The following is a 21,512-nucleotide window of genomic DNA, read 5'->3' as shown; positions in this document are numbered from 1 at the left end:
CTATGAAAGCTATGCGGTATCAGCAAGTTAAATCATGACCAATAAAGCAGCAGCCATAAAAAAGCCTCTCGCATGAGAGGCTTTGTGGTTCAGGGTTGTGCAGAATGCGACTTAGCCGGCCAACACATCGGTGGCAACTTTGTAGCTAGGGTCTTCTTTGACGTTGATTTCTACTAAGCTTCCCGCTTTTTGTAGCAGAGCGCGGCAATCTTGGCTGAGGTGACGCAGATGTAGCGTTTTACCTAAGCTGGCATAACGTTCGGCAACCGTTTCAATCGCCTCAATTGCTGAATGATCGGCCACGCGTGAGTGGGCAAAATCAACAATCACGTCACTTGGATCGTTTTGGGCGTCAAACAGTTCGAGGAAGTTCGCTGCTGAACCAAAGAAAATCGGGCCATGAATTTGGTATACCTTGGAGCCTTCTTCGTTGAGTTGGCTGCTGGCGTAAATGTGTTTTGCATGTTCCCAAGCAAACATCAGTGCCGAGGCAATCACGCCTACCGCGACCGCAATTGCCAAATCGGTAAACACGGTGACAATGGTCACCAGCACGATCACAAAGAAATCCTGCTTCGGTACACGGCGCGCCAGTTTGAAAGTGGCCCACTCGAATGTGCCGATCACCACCATAAACATCACGCCAACCAGCGCCGCCAGTGGGATCATCTCAATCAAAGAGGATGCAAACAAGATGAAGACTAGTAGCATGACGGCGGCAACGATACCGGACAAGCGGCCACGTCCACCGGAATTGACGTTAATCATTGATTGACCGATCATCGCGCAGCCCCCCATAGCACCAAACATGGAACAGGTGATGTTCGCCAGACCTTGGCCCATACATTCGCGGTTTGATTGGCCACGGGTATTGGTCATTTCGTCCAACACGGTCAGGGTCAGCAGGGATTCGATCAGGCCAATGGCCGCGAGAATAACGGCGTAAGGCAGAATAATTTGCAGCGTTTCCAATGTCATCGGCACACTTGGAATCGAGAAGTTTGGCAGGTTACCTGCCAGCGTGGCTGCCTCATTACCCGACATGGCGCGCAGGAAATCCACCACGGTGCGTGTTTCTAACCCGAGGCCTTGCACCAGCAGTGTAATGGTCACAATCGCCGCCAATGACGATGGGATTGCAGTGGTGATCTTGGGGAGGAAATAGATGATGGCCATGGTCAAAGCGACCAAGCCGAGCATCAGTAGCATTTGGTCTTGTGGCAACCACGTCAACATGCCGTTGAGATCCGGCGCTTTAAATTGGCCTAACTGCGCAAGGAAAATCACAATTGCCAAGCCGTTCACAAAGCCGATCATCACGGGGTGAGGCACCATTCGAATGAATTTGCCCAATTTAAACAAGCCCGCGGCAATTTGTAGAATGCCGGCAAATAAAATGGCAGCAAACAGGTATTGAACGCCATGGGTTGCCACCAGGCTGACCATCACGACGGCCATGGCGCCGGTTGCACCGGAGATCATGCCTGGACGTCCGCCAAAAATTGAGGTGACCAGACCAACGATAAAGGCGGCATAGAGACCGACCATCGGATCCACACCCGCCACGAAGGCAAATGCAACGGCTTCGGGAACCAATGCCAATGCGACGGTTAAACCCGATAGCACGTCATTTTTGACCGAATGCTTAGAAAATTGTGGAAATTCAAACATGAGTATTCAGTTTTCGCTGTCGTTAAATGAATGGAGACACATGCTCTGTGCTGAATATTAGCCCCTTGCAGGTGTGGTGAACGATCACCAGTGACAGGCCGAAATTGTGACAAAAAAATGAGTCGCAGCAGATTGGTGTCGTGTTTTAAGTCGGCGAATGGTACTGAATAGTGTGATTAAGTTCAACAATTAACCGGATAAATATCCCGTATTCAGCCATAGCAAGGCTGGATGTTTGTGAGTTTTGTTAATGATTTAACTGAAAATTTTACGATCGGCTAACCGAATAGTGTGCTCTACGTCATATACTGGTCACTTTATTTTTTCAGTTGGAGATTTGTTATGCCGACGACCGGTAACGTGATCACTCTCACGGCACTGCTGAGTGTCTGTTCTTTTCATGCATTGGCTGCGGAGTCTGGATCTGATGTCGATAGCAATGCAGGTCAGTTCAGTGGTGATGCCAAATTGGGCTTTATTTATTCGAAAACCGACAGCACATCGATGTCGGTGAACTCCGGCGCTAGTTTGAAATACGAGCAAGAAAAGCAAACCCAGCGATTGTCTTTGGCGACCTACTATTCTCATCAATCTGACGATGATGGCACCAACAAGTACCGCATCATCTACGACATTAAACACACCGTATCGAATGACACCTTTTTGTTTAGCAATGCGAAGTACGAACACGATCAGTATGCCACGTACCGTCATCAGGCCTTGATCGTCGGTGGTATTGGTCAAACACTGATTGATGATGGCACCTCAAAACTGGAAATTGGTGCGGGTCCGGGTTTCCGTTATTCAAAACGCCAAGCGTTTGATAAAACAAAAGCGAACGAAAGTCAGGATGAAGTGATTGCGAACGCGTTTGCCAATGGCAACACGCAATTGTCTGATGCCATGAATGTCGGGGCGGGAGTGCGTGTCGACTACGGTGATTCCAACACCACGACCACGGCAAACGCCTTCTTAAAAAACAAGCTGGCTGAAAAATTGGCGTTGGTACTCGACACCGAATATATCTACAACTCGCAAGTGGCTGCGGGCAAGAGCCATGATGAAATCTACAGCACCATCAGTTTGAATTACGCGTTTTAAGCCCAAAAGAAAGCCCACCGAAAGGTGGGCTTTTTTATATGACGGATGTCGCGTCGCTTAGAAAGACTGAGGTTTAGCCATCGCTGCACCGGCTTGATTGCGAGCAGCTTGGCTGCCTGCGCCGATTGGTTGGTAGCGCTCAGTGCGGAATGGCGCTGCCACGACCGCGATTTCTTTCAGCTCGTTGGAGCCAGGTGCTTTTGCCATTGGTGCAGAAGCATGGCCTGATGTCACGGCCGCTTTCACCGTTGGCTTCGCCACTGGTGCTGCTTTAGGGGCAGGTTGAGGTGCGGGCTCGATTGCCGCTTCTACAGCTGGTGCTGTTTCAACGGTTTCAACCACATCAACGGATTCAGCCACATTCACGGATTCAAGAACAGGCGCTTGAACATTTGGCTCCTGTGCCGCTTTAGGTGCTGCGACGACTTCAGCATCAACGCTTTCAACCACGTCAGATGGCGTGACCACATCAGCGACTGCTACTGGCGCTTCGACGACAGGAGTGCTGACTGCTTCAACCGGCGCTTCAACAACAACTTCAGCTTCAACAACCGCTTGAGGCATTTCGCGACGAATGATCACTTTGCCCATGGCCATTTCTGGACAAGCAAAGCCACCGAGTGCGACGCTCGCTGCTGCTGCAGGTGCTTCGTCGACTTTCGCGGCTTTCTGAGCTGGTTTTGCCAGATCATAACGCGGCATCACTTTACCCATTGCCATTTCTGGTGACGCAACGCCACCTTTACGCAGACGGAATGGGTTTGGACGACGGTCGCGACCACGACGACGACGCTGACCACTTGCACGCAGGTGGCGAGGCGAGCGACGGTTACGACGCTGCTTCTGTTCATCTTTTTCGGTGTCTTGCGCTTCGTTTGCAGCCACATCAGTGTTGATGTCTTTCACCGACTCAACGGCTTTGTCAGCCACTGGCGCAGTGTCACTCTTCGCTTCCAGCTCAGCGGCTTGCTGATCTTTGACGCGAATTTGCTTGGTCAGTTTACGACGTTGACGACGTTCTTTCACCACCGCTGCTTTTTCTTCCTTCGCTTCGGCGCGAGGGGCATCGGTTGGGTCTTGTTGTGCATCTGCCGCGAGCTGACGACCTTGTTCCATCAGCTTGGCTGATTTCGCATCGTCACGTTTGTTATTGCGACGAGGTTCGTTGCGATCACCGCGTTCGTTACGATCGCCGCGCTCATTACGCTCATTGCGGTCGTTACGTTCTGTACGCTCTTGCTTCGGCTTACGCTCTTGCTGCTTGCGAGAATTTGGCGCGTCTTTATCCGCGGCTTTGTTCTCGTTGGTTCTTTCTTTCGTGTCGTCGTTTGGCTTACGCTTGTTCTTGTCGCGAGAGTTACGACGACGATCATTGCGTTCACGACGAGGTTGAGACGACTTATTACGGTCATCGTTGCCTTTCGCTTTCGGCTGATCTTGCTCTTCTTTCTTCGGTGCTTCTGCAGGTGCTGCGAACAGGCCTGACAGGGCTTTCAAGAAGCGGCCAAACAGACCTGGTTTTTCTTCCTTCACTTCCTGAGGTTGTTCAACCTGAGGTTTTGGTGTTGGCGCAGGCGCTGGAGCCGTTTGAGCTGGCGCAGCAAAACCTTTCAGTACAGGTTCTTCAATACGCTTCGGTTTGACTTCCGTTTCAGTTGGCTCTTTCCCTTCCGCTTCTTTCATTGCTTCCAGTTTGCGAGGGATCAGGTAAGACAGAATGTTCTGCTCTTCGCCATCACGTACACGGACCACTTCAAAATGAGGCGTTTCCATGTCGGAGTTTGGCACAACCGTGATTTTCACATCCTGAGTGCGTTCAATGTGGTTCACCGAGCGACGTTTTTCGTTCAACAGGTAAGATGCAATCGAGACAGGCACAACCGCCAAAACTTGCGAGGTGTTGTCTTTCAGAGCTTCTTCTTCGATCAAACGCAGCACAGATAGAGCCAGAGATTCGTTATCACGAATCACGCCCGTACCAGTACAACGAGGACAGATGTGATGGCTGGCTTCAGCCAGTGATGGGCTGAGACGCTGACGCGACATTTCCAACAGACCAAAGCGGGAAATACGGCCGATTTGCACGCGAGCGCGGTCGACACGTACAGCTTCACGCAGACGGTTTTCCACTTCACGTTGGTGGCGAACTGGAGTCATATCGATAAAGTCGATAACAACGAGGCCACCGAGGTCACGCAGGCGTAGTTGGCGAGCAATTTCGTCTGCAGCTTCTAAGTTTGTGTTCAGTGCGGTTTCTTCGATATCACCACCTTTGGTTGCGCGGGCAGAGTTGATATCGATAGAGGTCAGGGCTTCGGTTGGGTCGATGACAATCGAACCACCGGAAGGCAGGCGAACTTCGCGTTGGAACGCGGATTCAATCTGGCTTTCGATTTGGAAGTGGCTGAACAGCGGCACTTCGCCGTCGTATTTCTTAACACGGTTAACGAAGTCAGGACGGACGAGGCGGATGTGCTCAAGTGCGCGTTCGTAGATGGTGTTGCTGTCGATCAGGATTTCACCGATATCACGGCGCAAGTAGTCACGAATCGCTCGAACGATGACGTTACTTTCTTGGTGGATCAAAAATGGCGCAGGGTTTGAATCCGACGCTTGTTTGATCGCACTCCAGTGGTTCAACAGAACATTCAAGTCCCACTCAAGCTCTTCGCCGCTTTTACCCACACCAGCGGTACGCACAATCAGACCCATGCCTTGCGGCAGTTCCAGTGTGCTTAACGCCGATTTAAGTTCTGTACGCTCATCCCCTTCGATACGGCGTGAAATACCACCGGCGCGAGGGTTGTTTGGCATCAGGACCAGGTAGCTGCCAGCAAGAGAGATAAAAGTGGTGAGGGCTGCACCTTTGCTACCGCGTTCCTCTTTTTCAACTTGCACGATCACTTCTTGGCCTTCATTCAGCACTTCTTTAATGCTTGGACGGCCTTGGTAGCTATAACCTTCAGGGAAGTATTCGCGGGCAATTTCTTTGAGGGGGAGGAAACCGTGTCGTTCAGCGCCGTAATCGACGAATGCTGCTTCCAGACTTGGTTCAATGCGGGTGATGCGTCCTTTGTAGATATTCGCTTTTTTGGATTCATGTCCTGGACTTTCGATATCCAAATCGAAAAGTCGCTGGCCATCTACCAACGCGACACGCAACTCTTCTTTTTGAGTTGCGTTAATTAACATTCTTTTCATTTAAAAATCTCGTTTTCTTTCTTTCATTTTGATTATTGTTCTTGCTGCCTTTGCTTCGTTTTCACGGTGCCTGATCCCATGGCTTATTCAATACAGCCTCCCGGCTGGAGGGGATGCTCTGGGGCACGTCAGTCATCACAAGCGTGAAACACGCCTGTGATCCGCATAGAGGCGGAGGGTACTCAACATGAAATGACGATGAGTAGAGCAACAAGAAGCCTTCACCAATGGTGTCTTACGCCACGTGCTGCACATTGGTGTTTAGCTGACTACTCATTAAAACTGCATTAAAAGAACGGTCAAATTAATTTATCACCTGTTCGATTATTGCAGCTGTGAACTATAGCAGTGACTGGTAAACTCAGCAATCGGCTTTATAAGAAAGCGCTTAAAATTTTAAGACTCTGTACAAAAAATGTCAGTGAACGCTGAATATTCTCAGAGAAAATTGCTGACAAATTTTGAATTTTATCAATAAAACAACGCCGATTTTCCAACGCAAGGGGTTAACTTGATGTGAATTTCGGCGATTTAGAGCAAATTTTAAGCTGAAAAGCTGGTTTTCCTGTTACGAAGAAAAATGTGATTTTCATCCTATTACGGTTAGAATAGCCGCCATGAGCGAAATGAGAACCCAAGTCCAGTTCATCGATATCGATGAAGACATGGCTGGTCAGCGCATTGATAACTTTTTGCGCAACCAATTAAAAAGTATCCCGAAAAGCGTGGTTTATCGAATTCTACGCAAAGGGGAAGTGCGCGTGAACAAAAAACGCGTCAAAGCAGAATACAAGCTAGAAGCGGGTGACATTGTCCGCGTTCCTCCGGTGACAATAGACGTCAAAGAGGACGAGGTGGCGGCACCAAGCACCAAACTAAACAAAGTGGCGGAGCTGGAGCACTGCATTCTGTATGAAGACGACCACATGCTGGTACTCAACAAACCGTCCGGCACGGCGGTGCATGGAGGCAGTGGGCTGAAGTTTGGCGCCATCGAAGCGCTGCGTGCGCTGCGTCCGCAAGCACGTTTTCTGGAACTGGTGCACCGTATCGACCGCGATACCTCAGGGATTTTGTTGATCGCCAAAAAGCGTTCGGCACTGCGTCAACTGCAAAGTCAGTTCCGTGAGAAAACCGTGCAGAAGTATTACTTTGCACTGGTGATGGGGGAGTGGAAGAGTCAGTGTAAAGTGGTCAATGCACCGCTGCTCAAAAATGAAGTCAACAGCATTGTGCGCGTGAACCCGAATGGGAAGCCGTCCGAAACGCGCTTTAAAATTCTAGAGAAGTTTGCCGATGCAACGCTGGTGCAGGCGAGTCCAATCACTGGGCGTACTCACCAGATTCGTGTGCATACGCAATATGTGGGCCACCCGATTGCGTGGGATGATCGCTATGGCGATCGCCGCTTTGATGCCTACACGGCGCAGTTTGGTATTGATCGCTTGTTCCTGCATGCGGCTAACATTCAGTTCACGCATCCAGCCAGCGGTGAAAAGATGGAAATCAATGCCCCGCTCGATGCGAAGCTGGAAAAAGCGTTGGCGAAGATGCGCCAATCGGCATAAACCTTCAAAGGCTTGTTGCAAGACAAGCCTTTTTCTTTTTAGCGCAGTTGCTTTTCAAGCGAATGCTGCTGTTCAACTGAATGTTGCTTTCATAGCAGAATCAGAGTGTTCAAGCGGGGTGGTTTACCCTTACAGGACTCGAACTTGTTCGTTTTCCAGCAATTTCACCAATCGAATCAATGGCAAACCAACCAAAGCGTTCGGGTCATCGCCTTCTAGTCGTTCAAACAGCGCAATGCCTAACCCTTCACTTTTAAAGCTGCCAGCACAGTTGAGTGGTTGTTCCTGATCCACATAGTGAGTCACCATCGCACGACTTAAATGGCGGAAATGAACGGTAAAAGTCTCCAGCACCACTTGCGCTTGGTTCGTTTCACTGTTGTAGAGCGCGAGGCCTGTATAAAACGTGATCGCTTGGCCGCTCTGACTCAACAATTGTTCGATCGCTTTGTCACGGGTGTGTGGTTTACCGACGATCTGGCCGTTGATCACACACACTTGGTCGGAACCGATCACCAAACTCGGCGTCGAAACATTGCAAGAGCGCGCTTTTCCTTCGGCCAATCGCATCACCAATTGTTGCGGTGTTTCGCCATCGAGTGGCGTTTCATCGCAATTGGGCGTGGCGGTGGTAAAGGGCAGATGCAGCTTGCTTAGCAACTGCTGACGAAATGGTGAGGTTGAGGCTAAAACTAGTTGGTAATTTTGCATTTTAATTTACAATTATCGCGAGTTTGGCAGCAGCATATCTCAAGTAAACTGGCTGTTCATAATGCTCTCAGCGGAAAGGGAAAAAAAACTAACTTTTTTGCCTTTTTCTTTGACTAAACCTATTTTGGAAGATAATATTCGCGCCCTATGCAAAAGGTAAAAATACCGCGATCAGTTGATCCGGCGAAAGCAGCTTCAAAACGACTTGACTACGATGGCATCATCCAAATGAGTCTTTTCAAGCGCTTAGAGGAATCAACTGCAGGCGTTAAACGCGACGCACAAGTTTCATTGTCATTTGGGCTTGATGAACAGCGACTCGTTGTTATCTCTGGTAAAGCTAACATCGAAGTTGATTTAGAGTGTCAACGCTGTAATGAGGTTTTCGCACACGAGTGTGAAGTTGAATTCACTTACACCCCGTACTTCGGGCCAAAAAGTGAAGAAGACGCACCGGACGAGTATGATTTGGTAGATCTAAACGAGTACGGTGAAGTAGACCTGATTCAGTTAGTTGAAGACGAGTTCATCATTAATTTGCCTCAAGTAGCGATGCATGACGAAGCGGATTGTAGCGTTAATTCAGACAATATGGTGTTTGGTGAACTTCCAGACGAAGTGTTGGAAGACAAGCCGAATCCATTCGATGTTCTAAAAAGTTTAAAGAAGTAAATCTTTAAGCAATAACAACATAGGAGTAGGGTCAATGGCCGTACAACAAAACCGTAAAACACGTTCACGCCGTGGTATGCGTCGTTCACACGATGCGCTTACTACAGCTGCTCTATCTGTAGATGCGACTTCAGGTGAAACTCACCTACGTCACAACGTGACTGCTGACGGTTACTACCGTGGCAAAAAGGTTATCAACAAGTAAGGTTGACCTTTGCATAATTTAACCGTTGCACTTGATGCAATGGGCGGGGATTTCGGTCCTCGCGTCACAGTGCCTGCCGCCGTGCAGGCACTGTCGCATTTCCCAGAGCTAAAAGTGACCCTCGTTGGTGATCAGACTTCGATCGCCCATCAACTTTCACTTCTAGGTTACGAACCAGATACTCGTTTGAGTATTTTGCACAGTGACCGAGTCATCTCTAACTCAGAGAAACCTTCTTTAGCGCTTCGCAACAGCCAAGGCAGTTCCATGGGAATGGCCATTGATTTGGTTGCTGAAGGGCAAGCCGACGCATGCGTCAGTGCTGGAAATACCGGTGCGCTGATGGCCCTTTCCCGTTTTCGTCTCAAATTATTGCCGGGAATTGATCGGCCTGCGTTGGTGTCGGCATTACCGACAGCATCCGGTGGGAAAACTTGGATGCTTGACTTAGGCGCTAATGTTTCCAGTGATGCAGATTCGCTGTTTCAATTTGCGGTCATGGGCGCAGCGCTGGCTGAACAGCATTTGTCTCGTCCGCCGCGGGTCGCGATTTTAAATATCGGTGCCGAGGAAATAAAAGGTAATGATCTTGTCAAACGTTGTGCTGAAATGTTGCACCAGACACAAGCCGTGAATTTTATCGGTTATATTGAAGGTAACCAATTGCTGTTAGACGCTGCTGATGTGGTGGTGTGTGACGGTTTTGTCGGCAATGTGTGTCTGAAGACGTGTGAAGGGACAGCACAACTCTTTATCGATAAGTTAAAAAGTAAGTTTTTAGCCTCATCCATAAAGGGTTGGATCGCCAGAAAGCTGTTTTCTGATCTATTTACTGAACTAAAAACATTGAACCCCGACCAGTATAACGGTGCAAGTTTGCTAGGATTGCGCGGCATTGTCATTAAAAGTCATGGAAGTGCTGATGTATCCGCTGTCATGAATGCAATTTCTGAAGCGGTACATGAAGTGAAACGACAAGTACCCAGCCGTATAAGCGATCGTTTGGAAGCGGTTTTACTCGAGAGGCATTATTAGTCTTCATGTATAGCAAAATTTTAGGTACAGGCAGCTACCTGCCATCTCAGGTGCGTACTAACGCGGATTTAGAGAAAATGGTAGATACAAGTGATGAGTGGATTGTCACGCGTACTGGTATTCGCGAGCGTCGTATTGCCGCAGATAATGAAACCGTTGCCGATATGGGCTTTCACGCGGCGCAAAACGCTATTGAGATGGCGGGCATTGATAAAAACGACATCGATTTAATCATCCTTGCCACGACCAGTAGCAGTCACACGTTCCCTTCGTCTGCCTGTCAGGTGCAAGCGAAACTGGGTATTAAAGGTTGCCCGGCGTTTGACCTTGCGGCAGCGTGTTCTGGTTTTATCTACGGATTGTCAGTCGCGGATCAACACATCAAATCGGGCATGTGTAAAAACGTGCTGGTGATTGGTGCTGATGCGTTGTCAAAAACGTGTGACCCAACTGATCGCTCAACTATTATCCTGTTTGGTGATGGTGCGGGTGCGGTTGTGGTTGGTGCCAGTGAAGAACCTGGCATTTTGTCGACTCATGTTTACGCTGATGGTCAATTCGGCGACCTACTCAGCCTAGAAGTACCAGAGCGTGGCGGTGATGTGGACAAATGGCTATATATGGCCGGCAACGAAGTGTTCAAAGTGGCGGTGACGCAGCTTTCAAAACTGGTCAAAGACACGCTGGCAGCCAACAACATGCACAAGTCTGAACTAGACTGGTTGGTACCGCATCAAGCGAACTATCGCATTATTTCTGCTACGGCGAAAAAATTGTCGATGTCGCTGGATCAAGTGGTGATCACGTTGGACCGTCATGGGAACACGTCTGCTGCAACGGTGCCGACAGCACTGGACGAAGCGGTACGTGATGGCCGGATCAAACGAGGTCAGACGCTACTTTTAGAAGCCTTTGGTGGTGGTTTCACCTGGGGTTCTGCGTTAGTGAAGTTCTAACGCTCGCTCAAGAATAAATTAGACGTTAAGGGGTCGTCAGACTCCTTATTCATTCTTAGTTAAGGAAAAAAACAATGAGCAAGTTTGCTATCGTATTTCCAGGTCAAGGTTCTCAAGCGGTTGGTATGCTTGCCGAGCTTGGCGAACAGTATGACGTAGTTAAACAAACTTTCGCAGAAGCGTCTGACGCACTGGGTTACGACCTATGGGCACTGGTTCAGAACGGTCCTGTTGAAGATCTCAACCAGACTTTCCGTACGCAACCTGCACTGCTGGCGTCTTCTGTGGCGATTTGGCGTGTATGGCAAGCGCTGGGTCTTGAGCAGCCAGAAGTGCTGGCAGGCCACAGCCTTGGTGAATACTCTGCACTGGTTTGTGCCGGTGTGATTGATTTTAAAGCCGCGATCAAATTGGTCGAACTGCGTGGTCAACTGATGCAAGAAGCAGTACCTGCAGGAACCGGCGCAATGTACGCGATCATCGGTTTGGATGATGCGGCGATTGCCAAAGCGTGTGAAGACGCTGCGCAAGGCGACGTGGTGTCTCCGGTGAACTTCAACTCACCAGGCCAAGTGGTCATTGCCGGTCAGAAAGATGCGGTAGAACGCGCGGGCGCACTGTGTAAAGAAGCGGGCGCGAAACGTGCATTGCCACTGCCAGTGTCAGTGCCTTCACACTGCGCGCTGATGAAACCTGCAGCAGAAAAACTGGCTGTGGCGCTAGAAGCGCTTGAGTTCAACGCGCCGCAAATCCCAGTGATTAACAACGTGGACGTTGCGACAGAAACGGATCCAGCGAAAATCAAAGATGCGTTGGTTCGTCAACTGCACAGCCCAGTCCGCTGGACAGAAGGCGTGGAGAAAATGGCAGCACAAGGCATTGAAAAACTAATTGAAGTTGGCCCAGGCAAAGTACTGACTGGTTTGACTAAACGTATTGTGAAAACGCTTGATGCAGCAGCAGTGAACGACATCGCTTCACTGGAAGCCGTTAAGTAAGAATAGGAAATAGACATGAGTAATTTCATGAACCTGGAAGGCAAAGTTGCCCTGGTTACTGGCGCAAGCCGTGGTATCGGTAAAGCAATCGCGGAACTATTGGTTGAACGTGGTGCCACAGTGATTGGTACAGCGACCAGCGAAAGCGGCGCAGATGCGATCAGTGCGTACCTAGGCGACAACGGCAAAGGTTTGGCGTTGAATGTGACAGATGTAGCGTCCATCGAATCCGTGCTGAAAAGCATCAACGATGAATTCGGCGGTGTTGATATTCTGGTGAACAACGCGGGTATCACGCGTGACAACCTGTTGATGCGTATGAAAGATGACGAGTGGACCGATATTCTGGATACCAACTTGACGTCGATCTTCCGTCTGTCTAAAGCTGTACTTCGTGGCATGATGAAAAAACGCCAAGGCCGTATCATTAATGTCGGTTCTGTTGTCGGTACAATGGGTAACGCGGGTCAAACAAACTACGCAGCCGCAAAAGCGGGCGTAATCGGCTTTACGAAGTCAATGGCACGTGAAGTTGCATCCCGTGGCGTGACCGTGAACACAGTTGCACCAGGTTTCATCGAAACGGATATGACAAAAGCGCTGAATGACGACCAACGTGCTGCTACACTTGCACAAGTGCCAGCAGGTCGTCTGGGTGATCCACGTGAAATCGCATCCGCGGTTGCATTCTTGGCATCTCCAGAAGCAGCGTACATTACCGGTGAAACTCTGCACGTTAACGGCGGAATGTACATGGTTTAAGGCCAAGTTTGGGGCGAAGTGAACGGAACTTGTTCGGTAAAATGTTGACTTCGTCCAAAACTTGTCAATGAAATGCGCAAGATTTGTGCATGATATATGTCAAAAATGGTGTGAATTTCGGTTAAAATCGCCAAATTTGTGGTTTGACCAGCAAGGTCCCCCTTGCAACTTTCACTAGTTCGAATAAACTACGGAATCATCGCATTAGGCGAAATCTGTAAAGGAAAAGAAAAAATGAGCAACATCGAAGAACGCGTAAAGAAAATCATCGTTGAACAGCTAGGCGTAGACGAAGCAGAAGTGAAAAACGAAGCTTCTTTCGTTGAAGACCTAGGTGCGGATTCTCTAGACACTGTTGAGCTTGTTATGGCTCTGGAAGAAGAATTCGACACTGAGATTCCTGATGAAGAAGCAGAGAAAATCACTACTGTTCAAGCTGCGATCGATTACGTAAACAGCGCTCAGTAATGTCTCTCCCCAGGCGGCTCTCTGGCCGCCTGAGTTTTTCTCACTCATCTATAATCTCTCATAGAATTTTCATTTCCGGAGAATATGATCGTGTCCAAGCGTCGTGTCGTTGTCACTGGCATGGGTATGTTGTCACCGGTAGGCAACACTGTAGAATCTTCTTGGAAAGCCCTGCTAGCTGGTCAAAGTGGTATCGTGAATATCGAACACTTTGATACAACAAATTTCTCAACTCGTTTCGCAGGTCTGGTAAAAGATTTCAACTGCGAAGAGTACATGTCTAAAAAAGATGCCCGTAAAATGGATTTATTTATCCAGTACGGTATTGCTGCGGGCATCCAAGCGCTAGACGATTCTGGTCTGGTGATCACTGAAGAAAACGCGCCACGCGTCGGTGTTGCAATCGGCTCGGGCATCGGTGGTCTTGATTTGATCGAAAAAGGTCATCAAGCGCTTATGGAGAAAGGTCCACGTAAAGTGAGCCCATTCTTCGTCCCTTCAACCATCGTGAACATGGTTGCCGGTAACTTATCTATCATGCGTGGTCTTCGTGGTCCTAACATCGCGATTTCAACTGCATGTACCACAGGTTTACATAACATCGGTCACGCGGCACGTATGATTGCATACGGCGATGCGGAAGCGATGGTTGCTGGTGGTAGTGAAAAAGCGTCTACCCCTCTGGGTATGGCTGGCTTTGGTGCCGCTAAAGCGCTGTCTACACGCAACGATGAACCTGCAAAAGCTTCTCGCCCTTGGGATAAAGACCGTGACGGTTTTGTTCTGGGTGACGGTGCAGGCGTGATGGTTCTGGAAGAATACGAACACGCGAAAGCGCGTGGCGCGAAAATCTACGCAGAAATCGTGGGCTTCGGTATGTCCGGTGACGCGTACCACATGACTTCGCCAAGCGAAGATGGTTCAGGTGGCGCGCTGGCTATGGAAGCGGCGATGCGTGATGCAGCACTAGCGGGTACACAAATCGGCTACGTGAACGCGCACGGTACGTCAACACCAGCAGGTGACGTAGCGGAAGTGAAAGGTATCAAACGTGCACTTGGCGAAGACGGTGCGAAACAAGTACTGATTTCTTCAACCAAATCGATGACCGGTCACCTACTGGGTGCTGCAGGCTCGGTAGAAGCCATCATTACCGTGATGTCTCTGGTTGACCAAATCGTTCCGCCAACCATCAACCTGGATAATCCAGAAGAAGGTTTGGGCGTGGATTTGGTTCCGCACACAGCACGTAAAGTGGAAGGCATGGAATACGCGATGTGTAACTCGTTTGGCTTTGGTGGCACAAATGGTTCACTGATCTTCAAGCGCGTATAATCACCGCACTTTCATTGAACTTTACTTGAGTTGAAACGGCTTGATGCTTAGCATTAAGCCGTTTCTTTTTTCAGGGAGAAGAAAAATGTTCTGGCACAACGGTGAACCCCGTGACACGGTCGCAATCGCAGACCGCTCTTTCCAATATGGTGATGGTTGCTTTACCACCATCCTGACGAAGCAGGGGGAGATTCAGCATTGGCCGTACCACATGGAACGGATGCATGCGTGCCTGAAGCTGTTGGCGATCCCGTTGCCAGACTGGTCTCAGATTCGTCGCTGGTTAGACCAAGCCACGCTGGATGAGACGAAGGCAGGTCTCAAGCTGCACATCAGCCGGGGTGAAGGGGGGCGTGGTTACAGCCCCTCGCAGGTGACGCAACCCAATGTGACGATAAGTCACTTTGCGTTTCCTGCCCACTACACCCAATGGCAACAGCACGGTCTTCAGTTAGGGGTGTGTCACCTTCGAATGGGGATTAATCCTTTACTGGCGGGACATAAACACAATAATCGTCTGGAACAGGTCTTACTTAAAGGCGAGATGGACCGCGCCGGGTTTGCGGATGGGGTTTGTCTAGATATTCAAGGCCACGTGGTGGAAACCACCATGGCAAACCTATTCTGGGTGAAAGACAAAACCTTGTATACTCCGACGTTGGCGTCTGCTGGGGTGGCGGGCATTGCGCGGCGACTGATTCTGGAACTGGCACCAACGTTGGGTCTTGAGGTAGTGGTGGGGCGCTTTGCACTTGAGCATCTCGAGCAAGCCGACGAAGTCTTTATTTCAAATGCGATTGTGGAAGTCGCACCGGTCACTGAACTTGCCGGGCAGCACTATTCCATCGGTTTTTACACACGACGATTTCAGGAGAGCTTTAATTCGTGATTAAAAAACTCGTTTCATTGGTCTTTACCTTACTCGCGCTGGCGGCGGTGGGGTATTTCTACGTCACGAAGCAAGTGGACGTTTACCTCTCACAGCCAGTCAAGATTGAAAGCGAACAACTCGTGACGGTGCCCTCCGGTACCAGTCTCAATGGTGCATTAGCCTTGATGACCAAACAGGGCTGGATTGACGCACAATTTGCGGAGAAATTGGTGCGCCGTTTCCATCCAGAACTGACGCAAATTAAAGCGGGAACGTATCAGTTGATGCCGAAGATGACGCTGGTACAAGCGTTACAAGTGCTGGTGGCAGGGAAAGAGCATCAATTTGCGATTACCTTTGTCGAAGGCAGTCGCTTTAGTGAATGGCTGGCCATTTTGCAGCGCAACGAGCACCTCAATCATCAATTAACCGATCGCTCTGAAGCGGAGATTGCCCAGCAACTAGGCATTGAACCGCAGAAATTGGAAGGGCTGTTTTTGGCTGAAACGTACCATTTCACCAAAGGCGCCAGCGATCTGGATATTCTCAAACGCGCGCATCGCAAGCTCCAAGTGATTTTGGATAGCGCTTGGGCAACACGCCAGGACAATCTACCGTTGAAAACCCCTTATGACGCACTGATCCTCGCCTCGATCATCGAGAAAGAGACGGCTGTGGAATCGGAGCGTGAGCGGATTGCGTCGGTGTTTGTCAATCGTCTGAATAAGCGCATGCGTTTGCAAACCGATCCGACCGTCATTTACGGCATGGGCGACACCTACGATGGCAATATTCGTAAGAAAGATCTGCGCGCCCCGACCCCGTACAACACTTACGTGATCAATGGGTTACCGCCCACACCGATTGCAATGCCGGGGGAGGCGTCAATTCGCGCCGCGTTAAACCCTGAGCAGAGCGCATACCTCTATTTCGTTGCCAGCGGCAATGGCGGGCATGTGTTCTCAAAAAATCTCACCGATCATAACCGCGCGGTACGCGCCTACTTAAAACAGCTTAGACAACAGTAATGAATTCAAAATATATCGTCGTAGAAGGCCTTGAAGGGGCAGGTAAAAGTACAGCTATTCAAGCGGTTGTGGAAACACTGCATGCGCATGGCATCCAAGACATCACACGCACGCGTGAGCCGGGTGGTACGGTGTTGGCAGAAAAAATGCGTGCCTTGGTGAAAGAAGAGCATGAAGGCGAAGTATTGCAAGACATGACCGAGCTGCTGTTGATGTATGCGGCGCGGGTTCAACTGGTTGAAAACGTGATTAAGCCGGCGCTGCAACAAGGGCATTGGGTGGTGGGCGATCGCCATGATATGTCGTCGCAGGCGTATCAAGGCGGAGGGCGTCAGATTGCCCGCGAGACCATGCAGAGCCTCAAGCAAACCACACTCGGCGCATTTAAGCCTGATTTTACACTCTATCTAGACATCGACCCAAAAGTCGGCTTAGAACGCGCGCGTGGCCGCGGCGAGCTGGATCGCATCGAAAAGATGGACATCAGTTTCTTTGAACGCACGCGTGAGCGTTACCTGGAGCTGGCGGCGGGAGATGAATCGGTGGTCACCATCAACGCTGAACAGAGCATTGAACAGGTGACTCACGACATCAAACAGGCGCTGGAAAGCTGGCTGAATCGCGCGTAAGGAATGATCATGCCACAACTTTATCCTTGGCTTGCCGAGGCTTGGCAGAGCTGGAAGCAGCAACTTGATGAACAACGCTTTGCGTCGGCGACGTTGATTTCGGCACCGGCTGGGCTAGGTACCTCTCAAATGGCAGACCAGTTTGCGCGTGCACTGATGTGTCAAACGCACCGCAGTGAACCCTGCGGCTTCTGCCATGGCTGCGACTTAATGCAGTCAGGCAGTCATCCGGATTACCATGTGATTCGCCCAGAAAAAGAGGGGCGCAACATCAGTGTGGATCAAATTCGCCAATGCAATCGCTTGGCGCAGGAATCTTCTCAGCTGTCTGGGTATCGCCTGATAGTGATTGAACCGGCGGAAGCGATGAACGAGTCCGCGGCGAATGCCTTGCTGAAAACCTTGGAAGAGCCTGCCGAGAAATGCGTGTTCGTGCTCTTAACCTCGCGTATCAATCACTTATTGCCCACCATTGTGAGCCGCTGTCAGCAAATTACCATTGCAGAACCGGCCGCAACGTTGGTTGCTGAATGGTTGGCGGACGAGTTGCAGCAAGCGGTTCCCCCGTTTGCGGCACACATTCATGGTAATGCGCCGCTACTGACTCGAGAATTCATCACGTCTGATGGTATGAAGCAGTATCAGGCGCTGGAAACCGTGTTTCTTCAAGCCATTCAAGGCGACATTCTTGCGCTGCTTGAATGTGCGAAATTAGCGGCGAATGAACCGCAAAGTCGCTTGAATTGGTTGTGGTATGTGCTGACGGATGCGCAGAAGGTGCATTTTGGATTGGCGCAGAACTACATGACGCCAGGCGGTCCGGCAGTCGCCAAGGTTTGTGGTTATGCGCTTTTGCAGCAGCAGACCGAAGCTTTGGCTAAACTGTCTGAACAACTGCGCGTCTTCAGCGGCTTAAACAGCGAGCTGATGATCACCGATTGGTTACTGAAATTTAATGAGGAAGCATGTTTGTAGATTCCCACTGCCACCTAGATAAGCTTGATTATCAGGAATTGCACACTGGCATCGAAGATGTGATTGAAAAAGCACGTCAAGCCAACGTCAAACAACTGTTGTCGGTTGGCGTGACGTTGGATTCATTCCCTGACATGTTGGCGATGATCGCGCCGTTTGACAACGTGAAGGCGTCGTGTGGTGTTCATCCGTTGGACGTGGAGAGTGATTTTGAGCTCGATCGTTTCCATGAGTATGCCAAGCATCCTCAAGTCGTCGCGATAGGCGAAACTGGGTTGGACTACCATTACCAACCGGAAACCGCAGATCTGCAAAAACTGCGCTTCCACCAACAGATCGAAACCGCGGTGGCATTGAATAAACCACTGATCATTCACACTCGCAATGCGCGTCAAGACACCTTAGACATGTTACGCAACGGTGGCGCTGAACGCTGTGGCGGGGTCATTCACTGCTTTACGGAAGACTTACCGTTTGCACAAGCAGCGATGGATCTCGGCTTCTATATCTCGATCTCTGGGATCGTGACCTTCCGTCAGGCAACAGAGCTAAAAGAAGTGGTCAAGCAGTTGCCACTTGAACGCCTGTTGATCGAAACCGATTCTCCTTACTTGGCACCGGTGCCACATCGTGGAAAACAGAACCAACCGGCTTATGTGGTAGAAGTGGCAGCCTTTATCGCGCAGCTGAAAGGACTTTCATTGACCGAGGTTGCTGAAAAAACCACCCAAAACTATCACGATCTTTTTTTGCGGTAAAAAGTAAATTGTGACCCAAAATAGCGCAATTTTAGTCCCAATCTGTGTGTTGATCGTCAATGAGGTTTTATTTTGGCCTTGTTTACGAATTCTGTTGAAAATGTGGACAAAAAACACGACATTGTAATTTTGTTACGAAAAATAACAATGCAACCGATTTTATTCACTCAGCAAAATTAATTGTTAGTAATTTTTATATCAATAAAAACAAGCAGATAGGTTGAATGTAAAGGATTTCAGAGCGGGCAGGGGACTGTGATCTGTCTATTACTTTGAAACTAAATTTCATTCCAAACTAGAAAGCTTGAGGGGCATCAAGATATATTTAGAGCCGAAAAATATAATACATACCGTGTTACATTTTCATTGAACGCTGACACGATGGCTACGGGGGTGTGCCGTCAGGGTTCAATCATTCTAATAACTTTATCAGGAGCATAAATGTATGAAAGCTTTCTTTAGTAAACTTTCACAATCCATTATGTTACCCATCGCACTGCTGCCTGCTGCGGGTATCATGCTGGGTATCGGGGGGAGTTTTACCAACCCTACAATGATCGAGGCATACAACATCGGTGTGCTTCAAGACGGAACTGTACTAAACAGCTTCCTTCAAGTGATGACCGCCGCAGGCGGTATCGTATTCGCTAACCTTCCTGTGATGTTCGCTCTGGCGATCGCGGTTGGTTTTGCGCGCGCTGAGAAAGGTGCTGCGGCACTGGCAGCGCTGATCTCTTACCTGGTTATGAACGTTGCGATTGCGAAGACGCTGGTTGTAGCCAACATGATCAACCTAGATACCAACACCGTGATCCTGATGGGTAGCGAATACCCAGGGGTTGTTGCGGACATGTTGGGCATCTCGAACACACTAAGTATGGGTGTGTTTGGCGGTCTGATTGCAGGTGCAGTGACTGTTGTGCTTCACAACAAATACCACGATGCAAAACTGCCTGATTACCTAGGTTTCTTCGGCGGCGCACGTTTCGTTCCGATCATCAGTGCATTTGCTGCGCTGTTTTACGGTATCGTTCTGACTTTCATCTGGCCTTTCTTCGGTGCTGCATTCGGTGCAATCGGCGCGGCTCTTGGTGAAATGACAGCGTCTGGTCACGGTTACATTGCGTCTCTGATCTTCGGTATTATCGAGCGTTCTCTGATCCCTGTTGGTCTGCACCACGTATTCTACCTACCACTATGGCAGACAGAAATCGGCGGTACTGCTGAAATCGCTGGCGAGTTGGTTAAAGGTACTCAGAACATCTTCTTTGCATCGCTTGCAACAGGTGACTTCTCACAATTTACTTCAACAAACTTCATGACAGGTAAATTCCCATTCATGATGTTTGGTCTACCAGCAGCGGCATACGCAATGTACACACTTGCGGATGATGAAAACAAGAAAGCGGCAGGCGGTCTGTTGTTCTCTATCGCACTGACTGCATTCCTGACCGGTATTACTGAACCAATTGAATTCACATTCCTGTTCTTGGCGCCAGCACTGTACTACGCAATTCACGTTCCTCTAGCAGGTCTGTCATTCATGTTGATGGATATGCTGAACGTAAAAGTGGGTATGACTTTCAGTGGCGGTTTCATCGACTTTACCCTGTTCGGTATTCTTCCAGGTGTTACTGGTGCGGAAAACAACTGGTACTTCATCCCACTACTTGGTATCGCTTACGCGTTCATCTACTTCTTTGTCTTCCGTTGGTTCATCATCAAGTTTGATGTGAAAACACCAGGTCGCAAAGGTAGCGCAGTTGCTGTGGTATCGAAAAAAGATTACCAAGCAGCGAAAGGTGGTGCAGCTGGCGACAACCAGAAAGCCAAAGACATGATCGAAGCTCTGGGTGGCAAAGACAACATCGTTGATGTAGATGCATGTATCACACGTCTGCGCATCACAGTGAAAGATGGCTCTCAAGTGAAAGACAACGATTACTGGACACAACAACTGGGTGCTCGTGGCCTGGTTAAAGTTGGCGACACTGGTATTCAAGCAATCTACGGCGCAGAAGCTGCAGGTTACAAAGCGCAAATCAACTCTCTGCTTGGTAAGTAATGAGTATTGGTGACAAATTCAGAAGAACCGGCGCCTTTATCATCGATGTCATGGTGGCAAAGATGTTCACGCAAGTGGTGGTGACGGTTCTGCTGGCGATCGTTTCCGGGCTTTTCAGCCACAAAACTGGCGGGCTATCGTTAAACGATACGATGGCTCTGCCTGTGCTGCTGATGCTCGTGATACTGATGCTGTTGGTCTTTATCGGCATATATCTTGGCTTCGGCGCTATCTGTTTTAACTTGATAGGTAAGTCGGTAGGGAAGTATTTGCTGCGCGTTGACAGCGGTCAGTGGATCAAGCCCAAGGATTTGTCGACCTACTTGGCTCGCGAAAAAGAGAAGATTGTTTTGTTTTGTGCCACGTTAGGTTTGTATGCGGCCTATTCGGCCATTCAGCTCTACATGTACGATGTTGAGCCGTTGCATGAAACCCGAGCACGAAAAAACGCTTAAACAATTTGCTATCACAAAGCCCGCACATCGTGCGGGCTTTTTCTTTTT

Annotated in this window: 20 protein-coding genes; 17 read left to right on the top strand and 3 right to left on the bottom strand. The window is 49.5% G+C overall.

All coding sequences use genetic code 11. The features are described from left to right. Window positions 1-111: 111 nt before the first annotated feature. Entirely contained in the window at window positions 112-1,671 is a 1,560-nt protein-coding gene (locus tag ACS18Q_RS10085; protein ID WP_158165517.1) for a SulP family inorganic anion transporter, read from the bottom strand. A gap of 342 nt (window positions 1,672-2,013) precedes the next feature. On the opposite strand from ACS18Q_RS10085, the gene ACS18Q_RS10080 reads away from it, so the two are divergent. Then, complete coding sequence (locus ACS18Q_RS10080) at window positions 2,014-2,772, top strand: DUF481 domain-containing protein (protein ID WP_441257042.1); 759 nt, start codon at window positions 2,014-2,016, stop codon at window positions 2,770-2,772. 57 nt (window positions 2,773-2,829) lie between these two features. Here ACS18Q_RS10080 and rne read toward each other — a convergent pair whose 3' ends face one another. Next, window positions 2,830-5,973, bottom strand: coding sequence for a ribonuclease E (gene rne, locus ACS18Q_RS10075; protein WP_441257041.1), 3,144 nt, complete (start codon window positions 5,971-5,973; stop codon window positions 2,830-2,832). Between the two features lie 617 nt (window positions 5,974-6,590). On the opposite strand from rne, the gene rluC reads away from it, so the two are divergent. After that, the gene (rluC, locus tag ACS18Q_RS10070) at window positions 6,591-7,541 is read left to right on the top strand and encodes a 23S rRNA pseudouridine(955/2504/2580) synthase RluC (RefSeq protein WP_014204671.1); all 951 of its coding nucleotides are present in this window, start codon (window positions 6,591-6,593) and stop codon (window positions 7,539-7,541) included. 129 nt (window positions 7,542-7,670) lie between these two features. On the opposite strand, the gene ACS18Q_RS10065 is transcribed toward rluC, so the two are convergent. Further along, window positions 7,671-8,252, bottom strand: coding sequence for a Maf family protein (locus ACS18Q_RS10065; RefSeq protein WP_143678745.1), 582 nt, complete (start codon window positions 8,250-8,252; stop codon window positions 7,671-7,673). Between the two features lie 147 nt (window positions 8,253-8,399). Between ACS18Q_RS10065 and yceD the strand changes: the two genes are divergently transcribed. The 15 genes from yceD (at window position 8,400) to ACS18Q_RS09990 (ending at window position 21,464) form a co-directional block, all read left to right on the top strand. Beyond that, window positions 8,400-8,924, top strand: coding sequence for a 23S rRNA accumulation protein YceD (gene yceD, locus ACS18Q_RS10060; RefSeq protein WP_041942505.1), 525 nt, complete (start codon window positions 8,400-8,402; stop codon window positions 8,922-8,924). A gap of 34 nt (window positions 8,925-8,958) precedes the next feature. Continuing rightward, a complete protein-coding gene (gene rpmF, locus ACS18Q_RS10055) occupies window positions 8,959-9,129 on the top strand; it encodes a 50S ribosomal protein L32 (RefSeq protein ID WP_014204674.1) in 171 nt (56 codons plus the stop codon). Between the two features lie 9 nt (window positions 9,130-9,138). Then, complete coding sequence (gene plsX, locus ACS18Q_RS10050; RefSeq protein WP_014204675.1) at window positions 9,139-10,164, top strand: phosphate acyltransferase PlsX; 1,026 nt, start codon at window positions 9,139-9,141, stop codon at window positions 10,162-10,164. Between the two features lie 5 nt (window positions 10,165-10,169). Continuing rightward, window positions 10,170-11,120 carry a beta-ketoacyl-ACP synthase III gene (locus tag ACS18Q_RS10045; RefSeq protein WP_115333248.1) on the top strand — a complete coding sequence of 317 codons (951 nt, stop codon included), beginning with the start codon at window positions 10,170-10,172 and terminating at the stop codon, window positions 11,118-11,120. 74 nt (window positions 11,121-11,194) lie between these two features. Continuing rightward, the gene (gene fabD / locus ACS18Q_RS10040) at window positions 11,195-12,118 is read left to right on the top strand and encodes an ACP S-malonyltransferase (protein WP_014204677.1); all 924 of its coding nucleotides are present in this window, start codon (window positions 11,195-11,197) and stop codon (window positions 12,116-12,118) included. A 27-nt stretch (window positions 12,119-12,145) separates the two neighbouring features. Beyond that, a complete protein-coding gene (gene fabG, locus ACS18Q_RS10035; protein ID WP_055466238.1) occupies window positions 12,146-12,880 on the top strand; it encodes a 3-oxoacyl-ACP reductase FabG in 735 nt (244 codons plus the stop codon). Between the two features lie 234 nt (window positions 12,881-13,114). Next, on the top strand, window positions 13,115-13,348 hold the full coding sequence (gene acpP, locus ACS18Q_RS10030) for an acyl carrier protein (protein WP_014204679.1): 234 nt from the start codon (window positions 13,115-13,117) through the stop codon (window positions 13,346-13,348). A gap of 90 nt (window positions 13,349-13,438) precedes the next feature. Continuing rightward, window positions 13,439-14,683: a beta-ketoacyl-ACP synthase II gene (gene fabF, locus ACS18Q_RS10025; RefSeq protein WP_041942671.1), complete on the top strand. Its 1,245-nt coding sequence runs from the start codon at window positions 13,439-13,441 to the stop codon at window positions 14,681-14,683. Window positions 14,684-14,768: 85 nt separating this feature from the next. Continuing rightward, on the top strand, window positions 14,769-15,572 hold the full coding sequence (gene pabC / locus ACS18Q_RS10020; protein WP_441257040.1) for an aminodeoxychorismate lyase: 804 nt from the start codon (window positions 14,769-14,771) through the stop codon (window positions 15,570-15,572). Further along, window positions 15,569-16,582, top strand: coding sequence for an endolytic transglycosylase MltG (gene mltG / locus ACS18Q_RS10015; protein ID WP_004725014.1), 1,014 nt, complete (start codon window positions 15,569-15,571; stop codon window positions 16,580-16,582). Before pabC ends, mltG begins: the two co-directional genes overlap by 4 nt. Further along, window positions 16,582-17,211 carry a dTMP kinase gene (tmk, locus tag ACS18Q_RS10010; protein WP_014204682.1) on the top strand — a complete coding sequence of 210 codons (630 nt, stop codon included), beginning with the start codon at window positions 16,582-16,584 and terminating at the stop codon, window positions 17,209-17,211. The genes mltG and tmk overlap by 1 nt, the downstream gene beginning before the upstream one ends. 9 nt (window positions 17,212-17,220) lie before the next feature. Beyond that, a complete protein-coding gene (gene holB / locus ACS18Q_RS10005; protein ID WP_441257039.1) occupies window positions 17,221-18,186 on the top strand; it encodes a DNA polymerase III subunit delta' in 966 nt (321 codons plus the stop codon). After that, entirely contained in the window at window positions 18,177-18,944 is a 768-nt protein-coding gene (locus ACS18Q_RS10000; RefSeq protein WP_441257038.1) for a TatD family hydrolase, read from the top strand. Before holB ends, ACS18Q_RS10000 begins: the two co-directional genes overlap by 10 nt. 445 nt (window positions 18,945-19,389) lie before the next feature. Next, window positions 19,390-21,009, top strand: a complete 1,620-nt coding sequence (locus ACS18Q_RS09995) for a PTS transporter subunit EIIC (RefSeq protein WP_004725020.1) — start codon at window positions 19,390-19,392, stop codon at window positions 21,007-21,009. After that, window positions 21,009-21,464: a hypothetical protein gene (locus ACS18Q_RS09990; protein WP_143678749.1), complete on the top strand. Its 456-nt coding sequence runs from the start codon at window positions 21,009-21,011 to the stop codon at window positions 21,462-21,464. Before ACS18Q_RS09995 ends, ACS18Q_RS09990 begins: the two co-directional genes overlap by 1 nt. Window positions 21,465-21,512 lie beyond the last annotated feature (48 nt).

The organism is Vibrio sp. Vf1514 (assembly GCF_052076135.1).
Taxonomy (GTDB): Bacteria; Pseudomonadota; Gammaproteobacteria; order Enterobacterales; family Vibrionaceae; genus Vibrio; species Vibrio furnissii.
The sequence above is the reverse complement of the archived record's forward strand: the minus strand, read 5'-3'. Positions and strand labels throughout refer to the sequence as shown.

Coding starts and splice junctions, on each gene's coding strand:
- ACS18Q_RS10085 (WP_158165517.1), bottom strand. CDS start 1,671: ATGTTTGAATTTCCACAATTTTCTAAGCATTCGGTCAAAAATGACGTG.
- ACS18Q_RS10080 (WP_441257042.1), top strand. CDS start 2,014: ATGCCGACGACCGGTAACGTGATCACTCTCACGGCACTGCTGAGTGTC.
- rne (WP_441257041.1), bottom strand. CDS start 5,973: ATGAAAAGAATGTTAATTAACGCAACTCAAAAAGAAGAGTTGCGTGTC.
- rluC (WP_014204671.1), top strand. CDS start 6,591: ATGAGCGAAATGAGAACCCAAGTCCAGTTCATCGATATCGATGAAGAC.
- ACS18Q_RS10065 (WP_143678745.1), bottom strand. CDS start 8,252: ATGCAAAATTACCAACTAGTTTTAGCCTCAACCTCACCATTTCGTCAG.
- yceD (WP_041942505.1), top strand. CDS start 8,400: ATGCAAAAGGTAAAAATACCGCGATCAGTTGATCCGGCGAAAGCAGCT.
- rpmF (WP_014204674.1), top strand. CDS start 8,959: ATGGCCGTACAACAAAACCGTAAAACACGTTCACGCCGTGGTATGCGT.
- ACS18Q_RS10045 (WP_115333248.1), top strand. CDS start 10,170: ATGTATAGCAAAATTTTAGGTACAGGCAGCTACCTGCCATCTCAGGTG.
- fabD (WP_014204677.1), top strand. CDS start 11,195: ATGAGCAAGTTTGCTATCGTATTTCCAGGTCAAGGTTCTCAAGCGGTT.
- fabG (WP_055466238.1), top strand. CDS start 12,146: ATGAACCTGGAAGGCAAAGTTGCCCTGGTTACTGGCGCAAGCCGTGGT.
- acpP (WP_014204679.1), top strand. CDS start 13,115: ATGAGCAACATCGAAGAACGCGTAAAGAAAATCATCGTTGAACAGCTA.
- pabC (WP_441257040.1), top strand. CDS start 14,769: ATGTTCTGGCACAACGGTGAACCCCGTGACACGGTCGCAATCGCAGAC.
- tmk (WP_014204682.1), top strand. CDS start 16,582: ATGAATTCAAAATATATCGTCGTAGAAGGCCTTGAAGGGGCAGGTAAA.
- holB (WP_441257039.1), top strand. CDS start 17,221: ATGCCACAACTTTATCCTTGGCTTGCCGAGGCTTGGCAGAGCTGGAAG.
- ACS18Q_RS10000 (WP_441257038.1), top strand. CDS start 18,177: ATGTTTGTAGATTCCCACTGCCACCTAGATAAGCTTGATTATCAGGAA.
- ACS18Q_RS09995 (WP_004725020.1), top strand. CDS start 19,390: ATGAAAGCTTTCTTTAGTAAACTTTCACAATCCATTATGTTACCCATC.
- ACS18Q_RS09990 (WP_143678749.1), top strand. CDS start 21,009: ATGAGTATTGGTGACAAATTCAGAAGAACCGGCGCCTTTATCATCGAT.